We start from the raw sequence: 22,152 nt of genomic DNA, 5'->3' as shown, positions 1-22,152 counted from the left end.
GACCAGATTTAAGGAGAAGAAGCAGACTGAAACCTCAAGCCGCACGGCCGATTAGGACCACTCGGCTGAACGCATTGCTGCGCTTACACCTGTGGCCTATCAACCTGGTAGTCTACCAGGGGCCTTCAGGGTGGCAGACCTTGCGGCCTGCCACACGGGAGACCTAATCTTGGGAGGGGCTTCCCGCTTAGATGCCTTCAGCGGTTATCCCTGCCGCACTTGACTACCGAGCGGTGCCCTTGGCAGGACAGCTCGTACATCAGAGGTGCGTCCACCCAGGTCCTCTCGTACTATGGGCAGCTTCCCTCAAGTCTCCTCCGCCCACGATGGATAGAGTCCGAACTGTCTCACGACGTTCTGAACCCAGCTCACGTACCGCTTTAATGGGCGAACAGACCAACCCTTGGGACCTTGTCCAGCCCCAGGATGCGATGAGCCGACATCGAGGTGCCAAACCGGGCCGTCGATGTGAACTCTCGGGCCCGATCAGCCTGTTATCCCCGGAGTACCTTTTATCCGTTGAGCTATGGCCCTTCCACGCAGAGCCACAGGATCACTAGGTCCGACTTTCGTCTCTGCTCGACCTGTCGGTCTCACAGTCAGGCCGGCTTATACCCTTGCGCTCACCACACGGTTGCCGTCCGTGTTGAGCCGACCTTTGAGCGCCTCCGTTACCTTTTGGGAGGCGACCGCCCCAGTCAAACTACCCGCCTGCCACTGTCCACCGCCTGGATTAACAGCACGGTGTTAGAACCCCAACAGAACAAGGGTGGTATTTCACCGACGGCTCCATCCGAACTGGCGTCCGGACTTCACAGCCTCCCACCTATCCTACACATGCTCGGCCAAGGTCCAATGACAAGGTGTAGTAAAGGTTCACGGGGTCTTTTTGTCCAATCGCGGGCAGGCGGCATCTTCACCGCCACTACAGTTTCGCCGGGCTTCTCGTTAAGACAGCGCTCCACTCGTTACACCATTCGTGCAGGTCGGAACTTACCCGACAAGGAATTTCGCTACCTTAGGACCGTTAGAGTTACGGCCGCCGTTTACCGGGGCTTCGGTCGGGAGCTTTGCCTTGCGGCTGACCCCCTTCCTTAACCTTCCGGCACCGGGCAGGTGTCAGTCCCTATACCTCGCCTTCACGGCTTAGCAGAGACATGTGTTTTTGTTAAACAGTCGGCAGAGCCTCTTCACTGCGGCCACCTTGCGGTGGCACCCCTTCTCCCGAAGTTACGGGGCTAGATTGCCGAGTTCCTTAACGAGAGCTCACCCGAGCGCCTTTGGATATTCTCCTCGCCCACCAGTGTCGGTTTACGGTACGGTCACCCTGATGTCTGGCATAGAGGCTTTTCTCGGCAGCCGGTCCGGTCCAGTTCCCCTGCCTGACGGCAGAGTCCCCATCGCCACAGTGAATTCCGCGCGCGGGTTTTCCTACGCGCCATCACCATGGCTTAGACCCCGATCCAGCACGGGGCTGGACCCTTCCAACTGCGTCCCCCCATAGCTCGTAACGACACCAAGGTGGTTCCGGAATATTAACCGGATTCCCATCACCTACGCCTTTCGGCCTCAGCTTAGGCACCGACTAACCCTGGGCGGATTAACCTTCCCCAGGAAACCTTGGGCTTCCGGCGAACAGGTTTTTCACCTGTTTTAACGCTACTCGTCCCGGCATAATCACTTCTGGTTCGTCCAGCTGGCCTCGCGGTCAGCCTTCAACCTACTGCAGAACGCTCCCCTACCACTCCTCCGACTTGCTCGGAGAAGTCCACAGCTTCGGCGGTATGCTTGAGCCCCGATGAATTTTCAGCGCAAGGTCGCTCGACTGGTGAGCTGTTACGCACTCTTTAAATGATTGCTGCTTCTAAGCCAACATCCCAGCTGTCTGAGCAACCTCACCTCTTTTCCCACTTAGCATACACTTAGGGGCCTTAGCTGGTGGTCTGGGTTATTCCCCTCTCGGCCATGGACCTTAGAGCTCACAGCCTCTTTCCCGCAATCTGGAGTTGCGGCATTCGGAGTTTGGTCGGGTTTTCCCCCACATTGTGGGGGAGCGCCCGTCCAGTGCTCTACCTCCGCAACTGAACTTGCGAGACTGCCCCTAAAGGCATTTCGGGGAGAACCAGCTATCACCCGGTTTGATTAGCCTTTCACTCCTACCCACAGCTCATCCGAGGCTATTGCAAGGGCCACCGGTTCGGTCCTCCCTTGGGTGTTACCCCAAGTTCAACCTGGCCATGGGTAGATCACACGGGTTTCGGGTCGAATGCGCGCGACTAGTCGCCCGGTTAGGACTCGCTTTCGCTCCGGCTTCGCCTCAGAGAGGCTTAACCTCGCCACGCACATTCACTCGCCGGGTCATTATGCAAAAGGCACGCGGTCACAGCAGCGATCGATCCTTGCGGAAAGACCGCCACTGCTCCCACTGATTGTAAGCACATGGTTTCAGGTTCTATTTCACTCCCCGCCAGGGGTTCTTTTCACCTTTCCCTCACGGTACTGGTGCACTATCGGTCAGTTGAGAGTATTTAGCCTTAGCCCGTGGTCGGGCCTGATTCCCACAGGGTTTCTCGTGCCCCGTGGTACTCGGGAAACCAGTCGCAGGAGAGCCTGCCGTTTTCGCCTACGGGACTTTCACCCTCTCTGGTGTCCCTTTCCAGAAGACTTCGGCTAACAGCAGACCTTTGTAACTCCTTCGCCTCCCAGCAGCCGGCGGGACTGGCTCCCACTACCCCGTTCCGGCAACGCCTGCTGGCTTGACACCGGAATCGGTTTAGGCTTTTCCCCTTTCGCTCGCCACTACTCAGGGAATCGCATTCGCTTTCTTTTCCTCCGGGTACTGAGATGTTTCACTTCCCCGGGTTCGCCTCCCGGGACTATGGATTCATCCCGGGATGTGCAGACATTACTCTGCACGGGTTTCCCCATTCGGGCATCGCCGGGTCAAAGCTTGTGTGCAGCTCACCGGCGCTTATCGCAGCTTACCACGCCCTTCATCGCCTTCAACTGCCGAGGCATCCACCATGTGCTCTTAGTAGCTTGAGGTGAATATCAGCCTGCCTCTTCTCCAAATTGTCAAAGAGCAAAATATTCAAAAATTTTGGCTAACTATATATTAACAAATCCTGCCTTACCTGTCAAGCAGAAAAAACAATAAATTTTCAGACGGCTCCGTTATTTTAACTTTATCAAAAAAATAGACTTAATAATCTCACCGGGGTTCGGCTAATAAAAAGGCTGAACCCCCGACTGCCGGGGGTCTGCCTTAACTGCTCCGGGGGAAGTTGTGGACTAGAACAGATTATTGGCGTTAATGTATTTCCAGAGAAGTTTCATCATTTCACCGACCTTGACCGAGGCTTTCTTGCCCATGATCGCCTGCAGCTCCGGAGTCAGCTTGACGCTCCGCTTCATCAGCGGTCCCTCGCCGGTCATCAGCTTATGCTTCTTAATGTAAGCCCAGAGCTTCTTGTTGATATCCCGGACCTTGATCGTCTTCCCCGGACCGAAGACCGGCTGCATCGCCTCCGTCAGCTTCACGGTGCGGTTCATCAATGCTTGTCCACGCGGCATTTACTGCTCCTTTCTGCCCGTTACGGGCGGTTTGAAAACCATCGTCTTCCTCCTGTCTGCTTCGACAGGCATTATAATCATTGTGAGCAGAAACTTCCCTCTGTCAAGCGAAAACAGCAGCCAGAAAATCCCGGTTTTCCCTCAAAACCGGCGCGTATTTCTTGACAGCCAGCCTTGATATTCCTATGAATCAGCACAGCAATCGAACTGCTCATTCATTCCCGGACTCTGCAGCCGACACACAATACCTGACCTTCTGATGCTAATTAAGTTCATGAGCCGGGGGTTGATCCAACACACCCCCTGATCACCACCGGAATGCTCGGCACATTTCGCCAGCGCGTTTATAATTTTTCCGGTGAGCAGTGCTTTATACCCCCAAGAGACAGATTACCACCGGTGATGGATTTGATTGACGCAACTTGGGCTGCGATCCAAATTCAATCCGTATTCTCCCGCTGCAACTCCTGCTCAATCTCTAAAGAACGGCGGCGCTGGAAGCGGTAGTTGTTGAAGTTATAGGTCAAGCCGATAGTGGCACGAAACCCCACAAACCAGCTCCATCCGCTCTGTTTAAAACCTTTGCCCTCAGATGAACTTGACCAGATTGGTGGTAGCGGGTCGGATATGGTAAGAAACAGGTTCAACCGTCTTTTTAGAAACTGATGGCTAAATGTCAAACTTGTGTTATAGAAAGAGCCTATGTTCCCTGAGCATCAACCTTCGGGCTATCGTAAGACACAAGAAACCGGCCCTGGGTATTTGTTGGCAGTTGAAACTGATTGTCTATAGAACCGCTCCAGATAAAACCCCTTTTTGGGAAATCACCCCGCTTTATCTGATAGTCATATATTTCGCCGGTGAGGCTCACCGTCCACCATCTGAGCGGGCTAAAGTCAAATGTGAATTCACCCCCCAGCGCGCTGGAGCTGCCAACATTCCGGGGGATACTTACTATTATATTTTCTGAATCAACCGAACGGATATGGTCAATTGCGTTCTGAGTAATCCGATAATAAATCTCGGCAGACAGCCGGTTTCCGCCAATCGGCAACAGGTAGCCGAAGTCAAACGAGTGGACAAACTCCGGTTTCAGTTCTGGGTTTCCCTCAGTCCTGGTATTCGGGTCCGTCCAGATTAAATAAGGCCGGAGGTTGCGCGCAGTCGGTCGGTTAATCCGGCGCGCATAACTCGCCATCATCTGCTGTCCCCTTGGTAATTGATAGGAAAGATGCAGGGTCGGGAAAAAGTCAAGCCTTTTCAGCCGATAAGTATCATTGTCAGCAACAGCAACTGTCTGTAGCCAGAATTCCGTTCGCAACCCGATTTTGGTGCCAAAATTACCCCAGGTTCCGGAAAACGTGCTGTATGCCCAGTTGGTGTTAAGGTTATAATGACTCTGACGGCTGAATTGGGATAATATTTCATATTCACCAGTGGCAGTATCAAGAACTGATACGGTATCGCCATTCAAGGCGTCATCAAATCGGCTGCCCAATCCTGCCTCCAACTGATTCTGTTCGGTAAAAGGAAGTGTATAGTCGACCTGGACTCTTGTGAGGCTCAACCTGCCGGTCTGGCTTGCCTGCCAGCCGCTGGTGCGACGATTATTGGAGTCAAGCCGCTCGGTTCGGGAAAGATAATCATCATACCGTCGACAGTAATCGGCTCGCAGGAGAACCTTATGCCCAGGCTTGCCCAATCGGTGCTCCTGTTCAAAACCGAAGAGATGATACGGTCCGGGGCGCCTGAGTCTTCGCGCACTGTTATAATAACCAGTATCAGGGCTAAGGCTCGACCACTCCGAAACTTCGGTGTCCCACCTGCCTTCCGTATCCATTCTGCCGATACCGACATCAAAACTGGTTTTGTCTCGTGGAGAAAACTCCATAGAAAAACCGCCATTGACCCCTAACAAAAAGAAAACCCGGGGGAAAAGCGATTTGGAGACAAAGTAAAATGTCGTATCACCGGAGTAAATCTCACGCTGCTCCACATCTCGCCGAGTCAACCGGGTCCTACCCGCCCTCGCACCAAGGTAACCGCTAAAAATCCCCTGCCGGTAATTCAGATAGAGGGTCCCATTATAACTTGCTGGAAGTCCACCACTCGCATTAATGAGTCCACTTGAACCCGGTTGCCGCTGCTTCTTTAATATTACATTGATTATCCCTGTTACTCCTTCTGCCTCATATTTTGCTGACGGGTTGGTTATAATCTCAATCCGGTCTATGTTTACCGCCGGAATCTGTTCCAGCGCCTCCTTGGGTTCAAGGAGCGTTGGACGACTGTCAATCAGGACAGTAAAATTACTGCTTCCCCGCAAGGTTATATTACGCTCCGCATCAACCTTTACTGACGGCGCATCCTTCAAAACATCAACCGCCGTTCCTGTCGGCGGAATACCTCTCTGGGCAACATTTAATACCTTTCTGTCGATCTGATAAGTCAGTTTCGGGCGGGTTCCGAATATCCTAACCTCTTCAACCGGTACTGCGGTCTGGCGGATGTAAATGTCGCCAAGATTAACTCTTCCGTTGGACGCAACCTGAATATTTTCAAGCCTTTTTACCTGATAACCGATGAATGAAACCTCTAAGTAGTATTCTCCGGGCCTAACTCCAGTTATGATAAATCGCCCATCCTTTCCTGTTATTGTCCCCGTAACCTGGGAACTGTCGGGCAGCTGGTAAAGTATTACCGTTGCATACTCAATCGGCACCTTCAGATCCATATCATAAACACTACCGGTGATCGAACCCCGCACTTCAGACTGGACAGAACTGCCGCTAATCAGCAGCGCGATAACACCCAAGAAAACAATAACACTATTCCCCATTTTCGCTCCCATCCTTATCATACCGTATCGGTTCCTTTCTATCCCCGATATCAAAACTCTGGGGAGGTGTGTCAAGAGCACCTCTGTCCCGGAATCGGGCCCGGGTTATCCGCTCCATAAACATACTAAACTCCCTTTCCCTCTCCGCAGCCCGTTTCTTTAAAACCAAATCCAGCATACCGCCAACAAGCAAAATGTACTGGATAAAAAAGTAACCAGTATATTTAAAGAAATTAGTAATAATGGCTGTTCCATCCATCGCCCATCTCTTCCATATCGGAGACCCGATGTCATACAGCCAACACCCAATCAGAAAATGAATAAGCGGGATAATTAAGGAAATCCCCGAGCCCAGCATCAACCAGAAGATCAGTCGGTTGTGGCGTCTCTGGAGAAACGAGAAACCGATGCCCATCAACCCGACGATGGCATTGCAGATGGCGAAACTTTTATACAAATTTACCCCGCATTGTTAGCTTCCCAGAATTCCCGATAGTCATGAAGAGTTGCCAGAAGTTCATTATGTGGAGCCGTTCCAATAAACCTTCCGGCATCAATGAAAATAACGCGCTCCGCCCAGGCGACATCAGAAAGTCGGTGTGTGATGAAAATTACTGTCCTGTCCCTGAAGAGTTGGAATATAGCTTCCCGGATTAAAGATTCTGACTGTGGGTCAATTTCTGAGAATGCCTCATCAAATATCAGTATATCTGGATCCCTGAGAATTACCCGGCTTATTGCCAACCTCTGAACCTCACCGTCAGAGAGCCCCACTCCGCGCTCCCCAATTTCTGTATCAAGCCCTGCAGGCAAACCAACTATGAAATCATACAGATTGGTATGTCTGAGCGCTTGAAAAAGCTCATCATCTGAAGCGTCGGGCTTACCGATTCGGACATTATCCCGCATTGTTCCTGGAAGCACATACTCATTCTGGTGGACAACCCCTATTTTCTTTCGCAGATCCGAAGTTCTTATGGACCTGATATCTATACCCGCAATACCTATCCTTCCTTTTTCAGGGGTGTAAAACTTAAGCAGCAGTTTGACCAGAGTTGTCTTCCCACTGCCCGACCTGCTTACGATCGCCACTTTCTCCCCATATTTGATTTCAAATGACATGTTATGCAATACCGGTTTTTTACCCAAAAAACCAAAAACTACGTTATCAAAAGAGATATCCATTCTTTTATCAGCAGGAACGGGCATATTTGCGTCGCCGTTTTCTGCTGGAATATTATAGATAGTAAAAACTCTCTCCAGCGAAGCAAAGGCTTTCTGGATGGAGGAATTCAAACCCATGAAAACCTGAATCGGAGTGTACAGATAGTTCAAAATAGCATTAAATGCCACAAAACTACCCAAGGTAAGACGTCCCTTCATTATTTCCTGCCCTCCATACCACAGGATTAGTATAGCTCCCAAACTACCGATGAACATAGCGATAGAACCTGAAAGGAGAAATGTTTTAGTGAAGCTGAGGTTAATGGCAAATGATTCTTCAAGTCGGTTGCGTAACCTTATGGCAATTTCTTTTTCCAGCCAGAACGTCTTGATTAACGAAATTGCTGAAAGCCACCCGAATAAGAAACTCAGGAGGCAAGCAAAATTCTTCTGAACCGCCCCCGATTTCTTACGAATTTGGCCGGAGAACACATAAGTTGAGTAGATAAATAGCGGCATGATTCCCAAGGCAAGGAGTGCAAGCCTCCAGTTAAGTGAACAAAGCGTAATCACTCCTATGATAAAGGTAACTAAATTCCGCGAAAACGCAACCAGGGTATCTGCCATCAACCCTTGCAGATTGGAAACGTCACCGGTCAGAATTGAAACTGATTCACCCGTTTTCGTGCGATCATGAAATATCATATTTAAGTGTTCTATGTGTTCAAATAACCTCTGCTGAATATGAACTGTGACTTTGGAACGAAATATGAACATAAGCAGACTGCTAATATAGCTACTGAGTGCGGTGGTTGCTGAAAGAAACAATAAACCAATTGCAACAAGAGTAAGAAGATGAATATTCCGGTTCGGGAAGACCTTATCAATTGCAAATCGGGTAAGAAACGGCCCGGGCAAACCCAGAAGGGCAATAAACAAGCTGGTCAAACCTGCCCCGAGGGCATAGCGAAGATGGGGTCTCCACAAACAAATAAACTGACGTAACGGTAAAGCATGTATTTTTATTTCACGACCCTCAACTTGAGAACAACTCACTGTTTCGGATAAGGAATCAAAGCGTCAAACGCCCTCGGATTTTTCTCCATAATTGAGGCATACATCACGAGTTCCTCGTGAAACCGCGTAAGCGCCCTGGCACACTCTTCTCTTTTCCGATGTAGGGATAACGAATCCCCTTTTCTACCGGAATTAAAACACAAGTCGCACAGCCGCTGCGTCCAGCATTTTATACACTTCTTCTCAGACACCTCAACATACCGGTCTATTAATCCTTTTGCCGCTTTTATATCAATGCCGGTTTCAACCTTTCCCAGCCTGAAGCAAGCAGCACTGCCAACCTTCTCGCATGGTGTGAGTTCCCCATTTACATTGACAAAAACTCTGGTTATGCCAGGATAACAAGTCCCGTTCGCGGGTATAAATTCTCCCAGTCTTACAGCGGTCCGTCTATGTATCCGTCTCAAGGACTTAGCAAAAAAAGCAGACTGGACTTGGGTAGGAATTTCATTTCTGGCTAAGCGTGAAATGTAGTCCAGCTTGAGCTGCTCGCGCTGCTTCACCTGTGCGGGTGTGTAATTACCGATACGGGTGAACAGGTTTGTGTCATAACTGGAAAGAAAAGTAATGGTTAGCGGATGATTCTCCACAAGCGGCTCGCTTTTAAAGAAATCGTCGATCGCATGCAAATCAGAACCCGGTCCTATCGTTACTGCAAAGACAACATGTGTGTCATAGTAAGTGGGTGCCAGTTTGCGCAGCATCGCTAGGTTTTTGAGTATTCTATCAAATGTGGGGGAACCATTGGGAAATACCCTATACCTGTCGTGAATGTGCCGGGGTCCGTCAAGGCTGACCTGGAGGAAAACTCCATTTTCTGCAAAGAACTTGGCCATCTCCTCATTAATAAGAGTCCCATTTGTTACAATCCTAAAAATCCATCGGACATCTCTATCGCAATTAAACTCAGATATTAATTCCCTAATTACTTCATAACGAAGAAGAGGCTCACCACCATAGAAGGATACGCCTCTTTCTTGTTCCCCGTCAATGGCGAGTGCGCAGGAACGTGCATAAGCGAGCGATTGTCTCATAACCGTTTTGCTCATTGAACATGAAAAATGGGTTCTTTCATAATAGTATTGTCCAGAAAAGATGCAATAGAGACCCCTCAAATTACACTGAGCTGTAACCTCGAGAATGATCTGCTCCGGACCTGCCCTGTAGGTACTTAAAAGAGAATCAGGGTCCTCATAACCAAGCATGCGTTTTGGACGATGCGACAAAAACAGACCTTCTTTTTGTTGCGTATGAACAGCCTGTATAGCCTCTGTGATGTCATCTGCCCCGTGTTTTGCTAACCACTTGCTGATTATATCAGAATCGTGTAATACACCAATGTCATCTATTATATCCCAAACAACCGCATCCACTTCTACGAAACAATTTGTATTTACATCATATATATCGCCTCTCTGAAAGACTAATGAACTTGTGAATAAATGGAGAATCCATCCACCACTTATCGCCTGATTTCTGCTGATTACGGTAATGCCGCCTGATCTCCGGGAACTGTTAACGAAATCCGAGTTAAGTCATTTGCTGCTTCTTGTGAAGAACCACTACACTCGCACAGCCATCCGCAGCAGTATTTTTTCCCGGTACCATCTGTTCCACCTGATTCTGGGGTGACTCCCCACTGCAGGACATTAATCATAATTTCCCCTTTCACAGTCAGGGTTTATAATCTGACTGCGACTCAATTATACTCTCTCTTGTCAAGTAAAATTTTTTAGCAAGAGATTGTATAATTGAAGATGCTACCGTTTTATACCGGAATGGGTTCAAATCTAAGCTGTGTTACAAGATATTCACCGGCTGCGCTTGGCTTGATAAGACTTGAGGCTTGAAAAAGTAGAGATTCCTTCACCACTGGTAAAATGGCGGTGATGAAGTACTCGCAATGATACTTTCAACATTATTTCTTTTGCCAGCCGAGACCAAGTTATAGATTAAGGAAAAAGTTTTAAAAAGGCTGCCCCATTCAAGTGAAAACAGCAGCCAGAAAATCCCGGTTTTACCTCAAAACCGGTGGATATTTCTTGACAGCCAGCCTTGATATCTCTATTTTAAGATGTGGCGCAGACACCACTGATCAAACGGGGCAAGCACTACTTCTGTCCGGAATGCGGCAAGCTGATGACCCGGCCACACAAATCCTGTCCTGCCTGCGGGCTGCAGTTTACCGGCGAAATCGTTGAGGACAAGCTCAAGCCGCCTCAGGACCCGGACAAAATGGCTGAGGTTGAGGAGCGGTATGAGGAGATCCGCAGTCAAAGTTTCCTCTGGATCAGCATCGGCGTAGTGCTCTTTTTAGGAACAGCTGCGGTAGTCCTGCTGATCCTCCTCCGGCACTGAACACCCGGACCGCCCGGTCCCGGACAGAACCCGGACCGGCAACTCCGCTTGACAAATTTATCCCCGGAATTAGTCTCTATATCCTATGACTCCGGCGGTGGCAATTGTCGGCCGGCCCAATGTGGGCAAATCAACGCTGTTCAACCGGCTGGTCGGCGGCAGGGTCGCCATTACACTTAAGGAACCAGGTGTGACCCGCGACCGGCTGATCCGTCCGGTCAACTGGCAGGACCGGGAGTTTCTGGTGATTGACACCGGCGGTTATGTTCCGGATGCGGAGGAGCAGATTCAGCAGGAGATCACCCGTCAGGTGGAGTCCGCCCTCAAGGAGGCAGCAGTGATCATCCTCGTGGTAGACGGCACCACCGGACTTCTGCCGCTGGACGAGGAGCTCGCCAGCCGGCTCCGGGCACAGGGCAGAAAGTTTCTGCTTGCGGTCAACAAGTGTGACAAGCGCCGGCAGTTTGATGAGACCGAATTCTACCGGCTCGGGGCGGAAAGGGTGTTTGTTATCTCCGCCGAGCACGGCACCGGTGTTGACGAACTGCTGGATGCGGTCATTGCCGGACTGCCACCGGTAAAACTGCCCGCTCCGACCGGTCTTGCCCTGGCGATCCTGGGCCGACCCAATGTCGGCAAGTCCACCATCCTTAATCAGCTCCTGGGACGAGAACGGGCGATCGTCACCCCGGTTCCGGGTACAACCCGCGACCTGATTGAGGAGACATTTGATTTTGAAGGTGAAACCTTCCGGATCGTCGACACCGCCGGCATCCGGCGCCGGACAAAAATCGAACAGCCGGTTGAATACTATTCGGTGCAGCGGGCAATTGACGCCATCAACCGCTGTGACATCGCACTCGTCGTCATTGACGCCACCGAAGGTCCGACCGCCCAGGACAAGCGGATCATCAACCTGGTAACACGACGGGAAAAAGGACTGGTGATCATTGCCAACAAGATCGACCTGATCCCGAGAGAACTGAAAAAGAAGGTTGAGGAGTACATCACCCGCAACCTGGAGTTTGTCAGCTATGCCCCGCTGGTTTACACCTGTGCCATTCGGGGCAAGGGGGTCCGGGACGCGGTCCGGCAGGCAAAGGCGGTTTATCACTCAGGTGCGATGCGGATCAGCAGCCGGTTTCTGCGCGAGACCATTCTCGCCCAGCTAAAGGAAAATCCGCCCGCACCCGGCTGTTTCGTGCTCGGACTTTCCCAGACTGGCATCCGACCACCGGTATTCCGGCTCCGGGTCAGCAGACCGGAGGCGGTCAAGAGCCGTTATCAGCGCTATGTCCTTAACCTGATCCGCGAGCAGTTCCGTTTCACCGGCTATCCGCTCCGGCTCAATCTCACCGATTAGCACAATGGCACGGAAAAAACTCGGCGGGCTGATTCTCCTGCTCACCGGTATCCTGATGCTGATTATCGTGAGCGTAATAATCTTTATCCTTTCTCCCCGGAGTGCCAGTAAGCCTGTATCGCTCCTGAATGAGACCGGCAACAGCTTCAACATTCTGCTCATCGGCAGGGATGCCCGCGCCCTCAATCCGGCTCAGGACCGGGGTGGTATTACCCGGATCCCGCGCGAAAAGACCGCCCATTCCGATATCGTCATCATTGCCCATATCAACCTGGAACTGAACCGGGTCAGTCTGGTCGCCATTCCCCGGGACCTGCTCGTTGAGGTTCCGGGCATCACCGCAGCTGGGGACCGGACCGATTTCAACCGGATGGAAAAGCTGACCCATACCCTTGCCATTGGGGGTGTGCCCCTGCTCCGTCAGACGCTGGAACAGCTGCTCGGAATCAAGATTCACCGGTATGTTGCCCTTGACTTTGACACCTTCCGGATGCTCTTCCGGCTTCTGACCCGTTTTTTGGGTCCGCTTAGGGTCGGCAATCTCCTGCTCACCGATCCGGAACAGGCGCTCAAATTTGTCCGGCAGCGGAACTACCTGAAATACGATGATCTCGACCGCTGCCGTAACGCCCTGAACTTCATCCGGAGCGCAGCCGGCCGGCTCTGGTTTGTTTCCGGGACCCGTGCGGGTGAACTGCTGATAGACCAGTTTTTCAGAACGGTAGGCACCGACACCGACCTGACCCCCGCCGAGGCACGCTACCTGTTCGGCATGCTCCGCAAAAACCGGTTTACACCCGGAAAGCTCCGTCTTGCGGTACTGGTAAGTGAAGGCAGACCGGTAACCCTAGACCGCTACATGATAACCCTGTCCTGCTACCTGCCGATCTATCCGGAGATGGAAAGGCAGATCCGCCACTTCCTCAGGGATGAGGACACGGTCCCGGCACTGGACTTCATGACCCAGCAGCACTACTCCTGGCCCTGGTATATGACCAGAAATTATGACCTCCTGCCTGAATATCAGGAGGATACACTGGAAAGGCTGGATCTGGTCCGGAGAATTCTGGAGAAGGCGGTTCTGCCGCCCGAATCCGGAATTTAACCCGGGAGTTCAGCCAGCGCCTGGCGGAATGCCTGCTCGCCCGCGCTCAGCCGCTCAACCGCACCGCCACCTTCGGCAATGTCCTGCCTGCCGCCACCACCACCGCCCAGCGCCTGACCGACCAGCTTTGCCAGCCTGCCAGCGGGCAGCTGTGTCTGCAGTTCCGGGCTGACAAAGACCACATATCTCAAACGGGAACCACTGACCGCACCGGTGAGCAGTCCGGCATAACTGCCGGTCAGAACCTCGCGCACCCGGTCGGCAATCACCCGCAGCTCATCAACCTCAAAGAACGGATAATAACCGACCACCAGCCGGACCGGTCCTGCCTGCTCGGCGCTTGCGACCAGCCGGTCCGCCTCCTGGCGTGCCAGCTGGGCGGAAAGCTGACGGACCCGGTTGCTCAGCCGTTTCAGCTCCTCATTCAGCACCTGCACCCGCTTCACCAGCCCGGCCTCCCCAACCCCCAGCTCCTCAGCCAGCCGGTCCAGTGTTGCCCGCTCCGCTCCGACCCGCTCAAACGCCTGCCTGCCGACGAGCGCCTCAATCCGGCGGATGCCTGCCGCCACCCCGGTCTCAGCGGTAATCCGGAACATCCCGATCTCACCGGTCCGGCGCAGGTGGGTGCCACCGCAGAGCTCAATTGAAAAATCGCCGATCTTCAGCACATTCACCCGCTCACCGTACTCCTCACCGAAAAATGCCAAGGCGCCCATCCGCTTCGCCTCCTCCAGCGGCACATCCACCAGCCGTTCCACCCGGATATCCGCAATCACCTGCTCATAGACGAGCCGCTCCACCGCGGTCAGCTCTTCAGGCTTGAGCGGTTCAAAGGCGGAAAAGTCAAACCGGAGCCTCCCCGGCTCAACGAGCGACCCCTCCTGTTTGACATAATCACCGACAATCCGGCGCAGGGCGGCATGGAGCAGATGGGTAGCGGTGTGTGCCCGCTCAATCTCCCGGCGCCGCTCCTGGTCAATCGTGGCAAAGACCGGTCCCGACTTCGGCTCGCCGGACTTCAGTCTTGCCCGCACCAGCCGGATCCCGTGCCGGTAATAGCTGTCCAGGACCTCAAACTCAAAACCCTCACCGACCACCCTGCCGGTATCACCCACCTGTCCGCCCTTCTCCGCATAGAACGGGCTCTTCTTCAGCACCAGCTCATAACTGCCGTCCTCGAGCCGGCTCAGACTCACCAGCTCGGTCTCGGTCTCATCCTCCTCATAACCGACAAACTCACACTCCAGCGGTCCGGAACCGGCAACCGGTGCTGCCTCCTGTCCGGCAGCGATGAAGCTTGCCTTCCGGCTCCGCTCCCGCTGCTCCTGCATCGCCTGCTCAAAACCTTTACGGTCCAGCTCCAGCCCGGCATCCCGGGCCAGCTCTGCCACCAGCTCGATATGAAAACCGTAGGTGTCATGCAGCCGGAAAAGCTCCGCGCCGGGAATCACACCGGCGCTGCGATACCGCTCCACCACCTCCGCCCACAGCTCCAGCCCGGCATCAAGGGTGCGCAGAAACCGCTCCTCCTCTGCCCGGATGATCAGCGCCGCCTGCTCCCGCTTCGCACCGAGCTCAGGATAGAACTGCCGCATCAGCTCCACCACCGCGCCTGAAACCCGGTAGAGAAACGGCTCCCGGACATTGTGCCGGTGAGCGAAAAGCAGTGCCCGGCGCAGGATGTTGCGCAGGATATAGCCCCGGCCCTCATTGGAGGGAATCGCACCGTCGGCGATCGCAAAGGTCAGCGCCCGGCTGTGGTCCGCAGCAACATAGAACAGCTGGCGGTTGTCAAGACTCAGCTCCAGCCCGAGAATCTCCTCAGTCGCCCGGACAACCGGACTGAAGAGATCGGTCTCAAAGATGCTCTTCTTCCCCTGAGAAACCATCGCCAGCCGCTCCAGCCCCATCCCGGTATCGATTCCGCGGTTCTTGAGCGGCACCCGGGTTCCGTCCGGCAGCTGATTGAACTGGGGAAAGACGATATTGTAAATCTCGCTGAACCGGTCACAGTCACACCCCGGACCGCAGCTCTCCCTGCCACACCCGAACTCCGGTCCCAGATCACAGTAAATCTCCGAACAGGGTCCGCACGCCCCGGTTCCGCCGGCCGGACCCCAGAAGTTGTCCTTCTCATCCAGCCGGTAAATCCGGCTTTTCGGCAGACCGACAACCTTATGCCACACCTCGTAAGCCTCATCATCCTCACGGAAAACCGAGACATAAAGCCGTGCCGGATCCAGCTTCACCACCCGGGTCAGATACTCCCAGGCCCAGGGAATCGCCTCCGCCTTGAAATAGTCGCCGAACGAAAAGTTGCCCAGCATCTCAAAGAAGGTGCAGTGCCGCGGTGTCTTGCCCACCTGCTCCAGATCCGATGCCCGCAGACACTTCTGGATTGAACATGCCCGCCGGTAGGGCAGCTCCACCGCACCTGCCCACAGCGCCTTGAACTGCACCATCCCCGCGCTGGTGAAAAGCAGCGTCGGGTCATCACGGGGAATGAGCGACGAGCTGGGCACAATCTTGTGCCCCCGCTCCGCATAAAACTCAAGAAAAGTCCTGCGCAGCTCCCGGTGATTCATATTGATCGATTTTACCAAGAATTGTGATTTTCTTCAAGTAATACCCTCAGCCCTGCCGGTGCCGGCCGGTTCTGCCCCTGCGGCAGCGCGGTGAACCGCCTTCATCCCTGAGCAGCCGGGTGTAGACCCGCTGCCGGACCGAAGTCCGCACCTGGCGACTGCTGACCCCGTCAAGATAGCGGTCCATCACCGCATCCACCGCGGCCTTGAGCCGCTCAAACTCGGGCAGAATCTGGGCCAGATACCCTTCATCATCCGGCACCTCAATCTCCTCCAGTCCGAGCTCCAGCGCCAGCCTGAGAAACCGCGCCTCCGCCTCAGAACGGCAGGGCAGGACACGCCGGGATACCACCACCCGCCAGCCGAACAGCCCCGGCTCAACCCTGATTTCACTGCCTGCCTTCACCACCGGCAGCCGACGCCGGTGCCGTCTGGGATATGAAAGCACCCGCTCCTGATAAAACTGGGCAAGCGACCGCACTTAATTCCAGCATAATCACCAGTCAGAACCGGTCAAGCACCGGCAGACAATCAACTGCCAGGCTGATTTCTCCACTCCGCTCCGCCTCCGGCTCCGCTCCGGTCGAAATGACCGAAGAAATGCGCGCCTGCGGTGTCGCTCCAGTCGGGATGACAGGAAACGGTTCGCCTCCGGCACCGGGGGAAATGACTTTGCCCCCTTGGTCATTCCGGGCGAGCCGAAGGCGAGTCGAGGAATCCCTCTTTCCCAATGCAGAGTGCAAAGTGCAAGGCGGAGAGATTTCTCGACTCCGCCTCGCTATTGCTCGGCGTCGCTCGAAATGACGAAAAGAGGTGTCATTCCGAGCGAGGCGAAGCCGAGGAATCCCTTTCACACAATGCAGAATTAAGCAAGGGATTTCTCCGCTTCGGTCGAAATGACAGGAGGAAAGGTCATTCCGAGCGGAGTCGAGGAATCTCTTTCACAATGCAAAATGCAAAATGAAAAGGGGAAGGGGTGCGAAGTTGAGGGTCATTGCCGGTTTTGCTCTATTCAGTTAGAGTCAGAAACATGGCGTAATTTCACATTTTCAACCCGACTTTCCCGGGTGCTGTTCCGGTAAGTTGCGGTTCTGCAGAGTGTTGCCAGGCTGATGCCGGTTTGTGCCCGAAGAGGGGGGCAGTTCCCCCCACCGTTCGGCCGTTCCCGGCTTTTGCTCTGGCAGATGGGAACAGGTGTGAAATTTGTTGCCCATTTCCGGAGTCTAATATGTGGGAGATTTGATTATTTACAATATCCGGGTATAATATAATTCTTATGGCGCTGAAGCAGGTTTATCGGGCAGAGAATGAGCTGATGGCAAATACGATCCGGGATCTGCTGGAGGCAAGCGGGATTCCGGCACTGGTGCATTCATTTCAGATTCCGGCTTATGACGGCATCGCCCAGGTGATGCGACCTGCCTGGGGTGAGGTGCTGGTTGAGGAGGAAAATCTGGCGCAGGCAAAAGAGATTATTGATGGGTTTCTGAGCGGAAAGCCGGTTGATGATGCGCCGGGTACCGGTCAGACTGACGATGACCGGTAGCTTTTCCACGCTGGGCAGGTTGCTGATTCTTGCCGGTTTACTGCTGATTTTCTTCGGTGCCGGGCTGATAATTCTGCCCAGGCTTGGCTTTTTCCGTCTGCCCGGAGATATCGTAATTGAACGCCGGAATCTGGTGGTCTATATTCCGGTGGCGTCCTCAATTGTGCTGTCGCTCATTCTGACCCTGATTCTGAATCTGATCTTCTGGCGCCGGTAAAATTTTTATTGCAAACCAAGGAGTGAATGTTGTATGAGTAAACTGGTCTATCTTTTCGGTCCGAAGCGGACCGACGGTTCAGGAAAGATGAAGGCGGTTCTGGGCGGCAAGGGCGCCAATCTTGCCGAGATGGCAAGGCTGGGTTTGCCGGTGCCTCCCGGATTTACGATCGCCACCACCGTCTGTGTCCATTATCTGAAACACGGGCGGACCCCGCGGGAGCTGAGGCAGGAGGTTGAGCGGGGCCTGCGCTACATTGAGCAGAGCACGGGGAAGAAGTTCGGAGATCCGGACAATCCGCTGCTCGTCTCGGTCCGGTCCGGTGCCCGGGCGTCGATGCCCGGTATGATGGATACGGTGCTGAATCTGGGCTTGAATGATGCGGCGGTTGATGGGCTGGCACAGAAATCGGGGAACCGGCGGTTTGCCCTTGATGCCTATCGCCGGCTGATTGAGATGTTCGGTGATGTGGTGATGAAAACCGGCAGAGAGGAGTTTGAGGCGGAGCTGCACCGGGCGCGGGAACAGCAGGGGGTAAAGAGTGATACCGAGCTGGATGAGACCGCGCTCGAGTCGGTGGTGCAGCGGTTCAAGGAGATCTTCCGGGAAAAGACCGGGCAGGATTTTCCGCAGGAGCCGGAGCAGCAGCTGTGGCTGGCGATTGAGGCGGTGCTCAAGTCCTGGAACAACCCGCGTGCCTGTGAGTACCGGCGGATCTACCAAATCCCGGATGACTGGGGAACAGCGGTCAATGTCCAGGCGATGGTTTTCGGCAATCTGGGCGCGAACTCGGCGACCGGGGTGCTCTTTACCCGGGACCCGGCAACCGGTGAGAAACGGCTTTACTGTGAATACCTGCCCAATGCCCAGGGTGAGGACATCGTTGCCGGAATCAGAACCCCGCTGCCGGCAGAGACCCTCAAACAAGAGCTCCCCGATGTGTATGACCAGCTGGAGAAAATCAGCCGGAAGCTGGAGCGGCATTACCGGGAGATGATGGATGTGGAGTGGACCCTGGAGGCGGGCAGGCTCTATATCCTCCAGTGCCGGGTTGGCAAGCGTTCACCGCAGGCTGAGGTGAAGATTGCGGTGGATATGGCAAGGGAACGGCTGATTTCTAAGATGGAGGCGGTGCGCCGGATTGATCCGGAGAAACTTACCGCCCTGCTCCATCAGCGGATTGCACCCGGCGCGCAGTTTACCGTTGCAGCACGGGGCATTGCCGCATCCCCCGGTGCGGCAAGTGGCGAGATCGTACTCACCGCTCCGAAGGCGGTGGAGTGGGTTCAGGCAGGCAGGCGGGTGATTCTGGTCCGGCATCAGACCTCAGCCGATGATGTTGCCGGTATGGCAAAGGCAGAGGGGATTCTGACCGCTGCCGGTGGCACCACCTCCCATGCCGCGGTGGTGGCGCGGGGCATGGGCAGGCCGGCGGTGGTCGGCTGCGGTGAATTGCACATTGATTATGAGACAGGCACGGTGCAGATTGGTACTCAGGAGCTGAAGGAAGGCGAGATTCTGACTATTGACGGCTCAACCGGCAGTGTGATCATCGGCAGGGTGCCGATGGAACCGCCGCAGCTGACTCCAGAGCTGGAGACGCTCCTCAGCTGGGCGGACGGTCTCAGGCTCCTTAAGGTGCGGACCAATGCCGATACTCCGGCCGATGCCCGAAAGGCACGGGAGTTCGGAGCCGAAGGGATCGGCCTGTGCCGGACCGAGCACATGTTCTTTGCCTCGGACCGGGTCGGGGTGATGCAGGAGATGATTCTCGCCGAGGATGAGGCGGGTAGAAGGCGGGCGCTGGCGAAACTCCTGCCGATGCAGCGTCAGGATTTTGTCGAGATTTTCCGGGTGATGGACGGTCTGCCGGTGACGATCCGGACTCTGGACCCGCCGCTGCATGAGTTTCTGCCGGTTGAGGAGGAGAAGATCGCCCAGCTGGCAGAACGGCTCGGAATCACCGTGGAGCGGGTGAAGGCGACGATTGAGAAGCTAGAGGAGGCAAATCCGATGCTCGGGTTCCGCGGGTGCCGGCTGGGCATCATCTATCCCGAAATCACCGAGATGCAGGCGCGGGCGATCTTTGAGGCCGCCTGTCAGGTAAAGCAGGAAGGGATAAAGGTTCTGCCCGAAATCATGATTCCGCTGGTCGGTGATGTTGAGGAGCTTGTGCGGCAGCGGCAGCTGATTGAGCAGGTGGCAGAGCAGGTGTTTGCCGAAACCGGAATAAAAGTGAAATACACCGTCGGGACGATGATTGAGGTGCCGCGGGCGGCGCTGCTGGCGGATGAGATCGCAACCGCTGCCGACTTTTTCTCCTTCGGCACCAACGACCTGACCCAGCTGACCTATGCCTGGTCAAGGGATGACTACGGCAAGTTCTTTGCCGGCTATAAGAGGCTCGGGATTGTGAGCTTCAACCCCTTTGACACACTGGACACGAAGGGGGTCGGACTGCTGATGAAATGGTGCAGCCGGAACGGCCGGCGGGTGAATCTCAAGCTGAAGCTCGGCATCTGCGGCGAGCATGGCGGTGATCCGCAGACGATCGTCTTCTGCCACAAAATCGGGCTGGACTATGTGAGCTGTTCGCCGTTCCGGGTGCCGGTTGCCCGGCTGGTGGCAGCCCAGGCGGCGCTCGCTAAAACGGAAAGAAAGGATGTCTAAATGGAGAATTTTGTTCCGAATCTGAACCGGCTGCTTGAGTCCCATCCTGATGTCCGGCGCAATCCGGCACGCGCCGAGCTGATCCGGGAGGCGGTGGCACGCCGGGAGGCGATTGTGCTTAAGACCGGTACCCTTGCCACTTGGACTCCGCCCGACTCCACTGGCAGAAGCCCGCAGGATACGGTCACGGTGCTGCGGCCCGAATCTGAGGGCAACATTGACTGGACCTCACCGAACAACCTGCCGATCACGCCCGAGACCTTCCAGATGATCTGCGAGGATGTGCTGGCACGGCTGGAGACCAAGCCCCGGCTCTATGCGCTCGACCGTTGCCTCGGCTGGGACCCTTCCTATGCCCTGCCGCTGCAGTTTGTCTCGGACCGGGCGCTCCACAGCCTGTTTGTCGATAACATGTTCTGTCCGGTGCCGGCGGAGATCAGAAAGTCGATCTTTGCTGACCGGCCCTTCACCCTCGTCGCCCTGCCCTATGACCGGCTGAACCCGCAGCGTTATGAAGGCAGACTGCGCAAACTGCCGGGCACCAACCGGACGAGCACGATGGTGATCGTAATTGACTACGACCTCCGGCTCGGAATCGTCTTCGGCTCGGCATACTGCGGTTCAATCAAGAAGCTGATGTTCACGGTGATGAACTACCTCCTGCCCGAGCAGGGGATTCTGCCGCTGCACTGCTCGGCAAATGAGGGGGAGAAGGGGGACATCACCCTGTTTCTGGGTCTCTCCGGGACCGGCAAGACCACCCTGTCCACCGATCCGCGGCGCAGGCTCCTCGGCGATGATGAACACGGCTGGTCAGATTCCGGGATCGCCAATTTTGAGAACGGCTGTTACGCCAAGCTGATCAACCTTGACCCGGGAAAGGAGCCGGAGATCTATCATGCCTGTTTCCATACCGCCGACTATCTGGAGCACGGCGCAATTGTGGAGAATGCGATGGTCTATCCGGACGGCTCATTTGACTTGAGCGATGCCCGGCTCACCGAAAACTCCCGTGGCTCCTATCCGCTCTCCTTCCTCTCCAACATCAAGACCCCGCCGGTCGGCAGCCATCCCCAGACGATCATCTTTCTGACCGCGGACGCCAACGGCGTCCTGCCGCCGGTTGCCCGGCTGAGCCGGGAACAGGCGATGCTCTGGTTTCTGCTCGGCTACACCTCAAAACTCGCCGGCACTGAAACCGGGATCATTCAGCCCAAAAGCACCTATTCCCGCTTCTTCGGCCAGCCGTTCATGCCCCGGAACCCGGATGTCTATGCCCGGCTGCTGGGTGAGAAGCTGGACCGGCACAAGACCCGGGTCTATCTCGTCAATACCGGCTGGACCGGCGGGCCCTATGGCAAGGGGCAGCGGATTGAACTCCGGCTCACCCGCGAGATCGTGCAGGCGGTGATTGACGGCAGTCTCGAACAGGTGGATTATGAGATTGAACCGGTATTTCAGCTGGCGATCCCGAAATCCTGCCCCAATGTGCCGGACAGCACCATTCTCAACCCGAGAAATACCTGGCAGGACCGGGCCGCCTATGAGGAGCGGGCAAGGAAACTTGCCGGCGAGTTCCTGACCGTATTCCAGCACAACTACGGGAACAAGGGAATTGACCCGGCGATCGCCCGTGCCTGTCCGGGCAAGTAGGT

The 22,152-nt window shown here is 54.7% G+C and carries 15 protein-coding genes and 1 rRNA gene; 7 read left to right on the top strand and 9 right to left on the bottom strand.

Going from position 1 to position 22,152, the window contains the following annotated elements; all coding sequences use genetic code 11:
• Positions 1-30: 30 nt before the first annotated feature.
• The 7 genes from ABIK48_06440 to ABIK48_06410 form a co-directional block, all read right to left on the bottom strand.
• Positions 31-3,045 (bottom strand): 23S ribosomal RNA (locus ABIK48_06440).
• A gap of 246 nt (positions 3,046-3,291) precedes the next feature.
• On the bottom strand, positions 3,292-3,573 hold the full coding sequence (locus ABIK48_06435; protein MEO0021796.1) for an SWIB/MDM2 domain-containing protein: 282 nt from the start codon (positions 3,571-3,573) through the stop codon (positions 3,292-3,294).
• Between the two features lie 440 nt (positions 3,574-4,013).
• Positions 4,014-4,220 (bottom strand): hypothetical protein, encoded by a 207-nt coding sequence (locus ABIK48_06430; GenBank protein ID MEO0021795.1) that lies wholly within the window; start codon positions 4,218-4,220, stop codon positions 4,014-4,016.
• 53 nt (positions 4,221-4,273) lie between these two features.
• Positions 4,274-6,412 carry a TonB-dependent receptor gene (locus ABIK48_06425; protein ID MEO0021794.1) on the bottom strand — a complete coding sequence of 713 codons (2,139 nt, stop codon included), beginning with the start codon at positions 6,410-6,412 and terminating at the stop codon, positions 4,274-4,276.
• Complete coding sequence (locus ABIK48_06420) at positions 6,402-6,671, bottom strand: hypothetical protein (GenBank protein MEO0021793.1); 270 nt, start codon at positions 6,669-6,671, stop codon at positions 6,402-6,404. Before ABIK48_06420 ends, ABIK48_06425 begins: the two co-directional genes overlap by 11 nt.
• 200 nt (positions 6,672-6,871) lie before the next feature.
• The gene (locus ABIK48_06415; protein ID MEO0021792.1) at positions 6,872-8,632 is read right to left on the bottom strand and encodes an ABC transporter ATP-binding protein; all 1,761 of its coding nucleotides are present in this window, start codon (positions 8,630-8,632) and stop codon (positions 6,872-6,874) included.
• A complete protein-coding gene (locus tag ABIK48_06410; GenBank protein MEO0021791.1) occupies positions 8,629-10,026 on the bottom strand; it encodes a radical SAM protein in 1,398 nt (465 codons plus the stop codon). Before ABIK48_06410 ends, ABIK48_06415 begins: the two co-directional genes overlap by 4 nt.
• A gap of 703 nt (positions 10,027-10,729) precedes the next feature.
• Here ABIK48_06410 and ABIK48_06405 point away from each other — a divergent pair.
• From ABIK48_06405 to ABIK48_06395, 3 genes are all read left to right on the top strand, one after another.
• Positions 10,730-11,011, top strand: a complete 282-nt coding sequence (locus ABIK48_06405) for a hypothetical protein (protein MEO0021790.1) — start codon at positions 10,730-10,732, stop codon at positions 11,009-11,011.
• Between the two features lie 85 nt (positions 11,012-11,096).
• Complete coding sequence (gene der, locus ABIK48_06400) at positions 11,097-12,374, top strand: ribosome biogenesis GTPase Der (GenBank protein ID MEO0021789.1); 1,278 nt, start codon at positions 11,097-11,099, stop codon at positions 12,372-12,374.
• 4 nt (positions 12,375-12,378) lie between these two features.
• A complete protein-coding gene (locus ABIK48_06395) occupies positions 12,379-13,479 on the top strand; it encodes an LCP family protein (GenBank protein ID MEO0021788.1) in 1,101 nt (366 codons plus the stop codon).
• On the opposite strand, the gene alaS is transcribed toward ABIK48_06395, so the two are convergent.
• Positions 13,476-16,064 carry an alanine--tRNA ligase gene (gene alaS / locus ABIK48_06390; GenBank protein MEO0021787.1) on the bottom strand — a complete coding sequence of 863 codons (2,589 nt, stop codon included), beginning with the start codon at positions 16,062-16,064 and terminating at the stop codon, positions 13,476-13,478. The genes ABIK48_06395 and alaS overlap by 4 nt on opposite strands.
• Before the next feature lie 46 nt (positions 16,065-16,110).
• Positions 16,111-16,545 carry a hypothetical protein gene (locus ABIK48_06385; protein MEO0021786.1) on the bottom strand — a complete coding sequence of 145 codons (435 nt, stop codon included), beginning with the start codon at positions 16,543-16,545 and terminating at the stop codon, positions 16,111-16,113.
• Between the two features lie 795 nt (positions 16,546-17,340).
• Between ABIK48_06385 and ABIK48_06380 the strand changes: the two genes are divergently transcribed.
• Genes ABIK48_06380 through ABIK48_06365 form a run of 4 tightly spaced genes read left to right on the top strand, consistent with a single transcriptional unit; the run spans position 17,341 to position 22,150 of the window.
• Positions 17,341-17,610 (top strand): DUF2007 domain-containing protein, encoded by a 270-nt coding sequence (locus ABIK48_06380; GenBank protein ID MEO0021785.1) that lies wholly within the window; start codon positions 17,341-17,343, stop codon positions 17,608-17,610.
• The gene (locus ABIK48_06375; protein MEO0021784.1) at positions 17,600-17,827 is read left to right on the top strand and encodes a DUF2905 family protein; all 228 of its coding nucleotides are present in this window, start codon (positions 17,600-17,602) and stop codon (positions 17,825-17,827) included. Before ABIK48_06380 ends, ABIK48_06375 begins: the two co-directional genes overlap by 11 nt.
• Before the next feature lie 33 nt (positions 17,828-17,860).
• Positions 17,861-20,497 carry a pyruvate, phosphate dikinase gene (gene ppdK / locus ABIK48_06370; GenBank protein MEO0021783.1) on the top strand — a complete coding sequence of 879 codons (2,637 nt, stop codon included), beginning with the start codon at positions 17,861-17,863 and terminating at the stop codon, positions 20,495-20,497.
• Positions 20,498-22,150 (top strand): phosphoenolpyruvate carboxykinase (ATP), encoded by a 1,653-nt coding sequence (locus tag ABIK48_06365; GenBank protein MEO0021782.1) that lies wholly within the window; start codon positions 20,498-20,500, stop codon positions 22,148-22,150. It abuts the gene before it with no gap.
• The last annotated feature ends 2 nt before the right edge of the window (positions 22,151-22,152 follow it).

The organism is candidate division WOR-3 bacterium (assembly GCA_039801085.1).
Taxonomy (GTDB): Bacteria; Hydrothermota; Tepidihabitantia; order Tepidihabitantales; family Tepidihabitantaceae; genus JAOABP01.
Note: the sequence above shows the minus strand (reverse complement) of the source record. Positions and strands in the feature narration are given on the sequence as shown.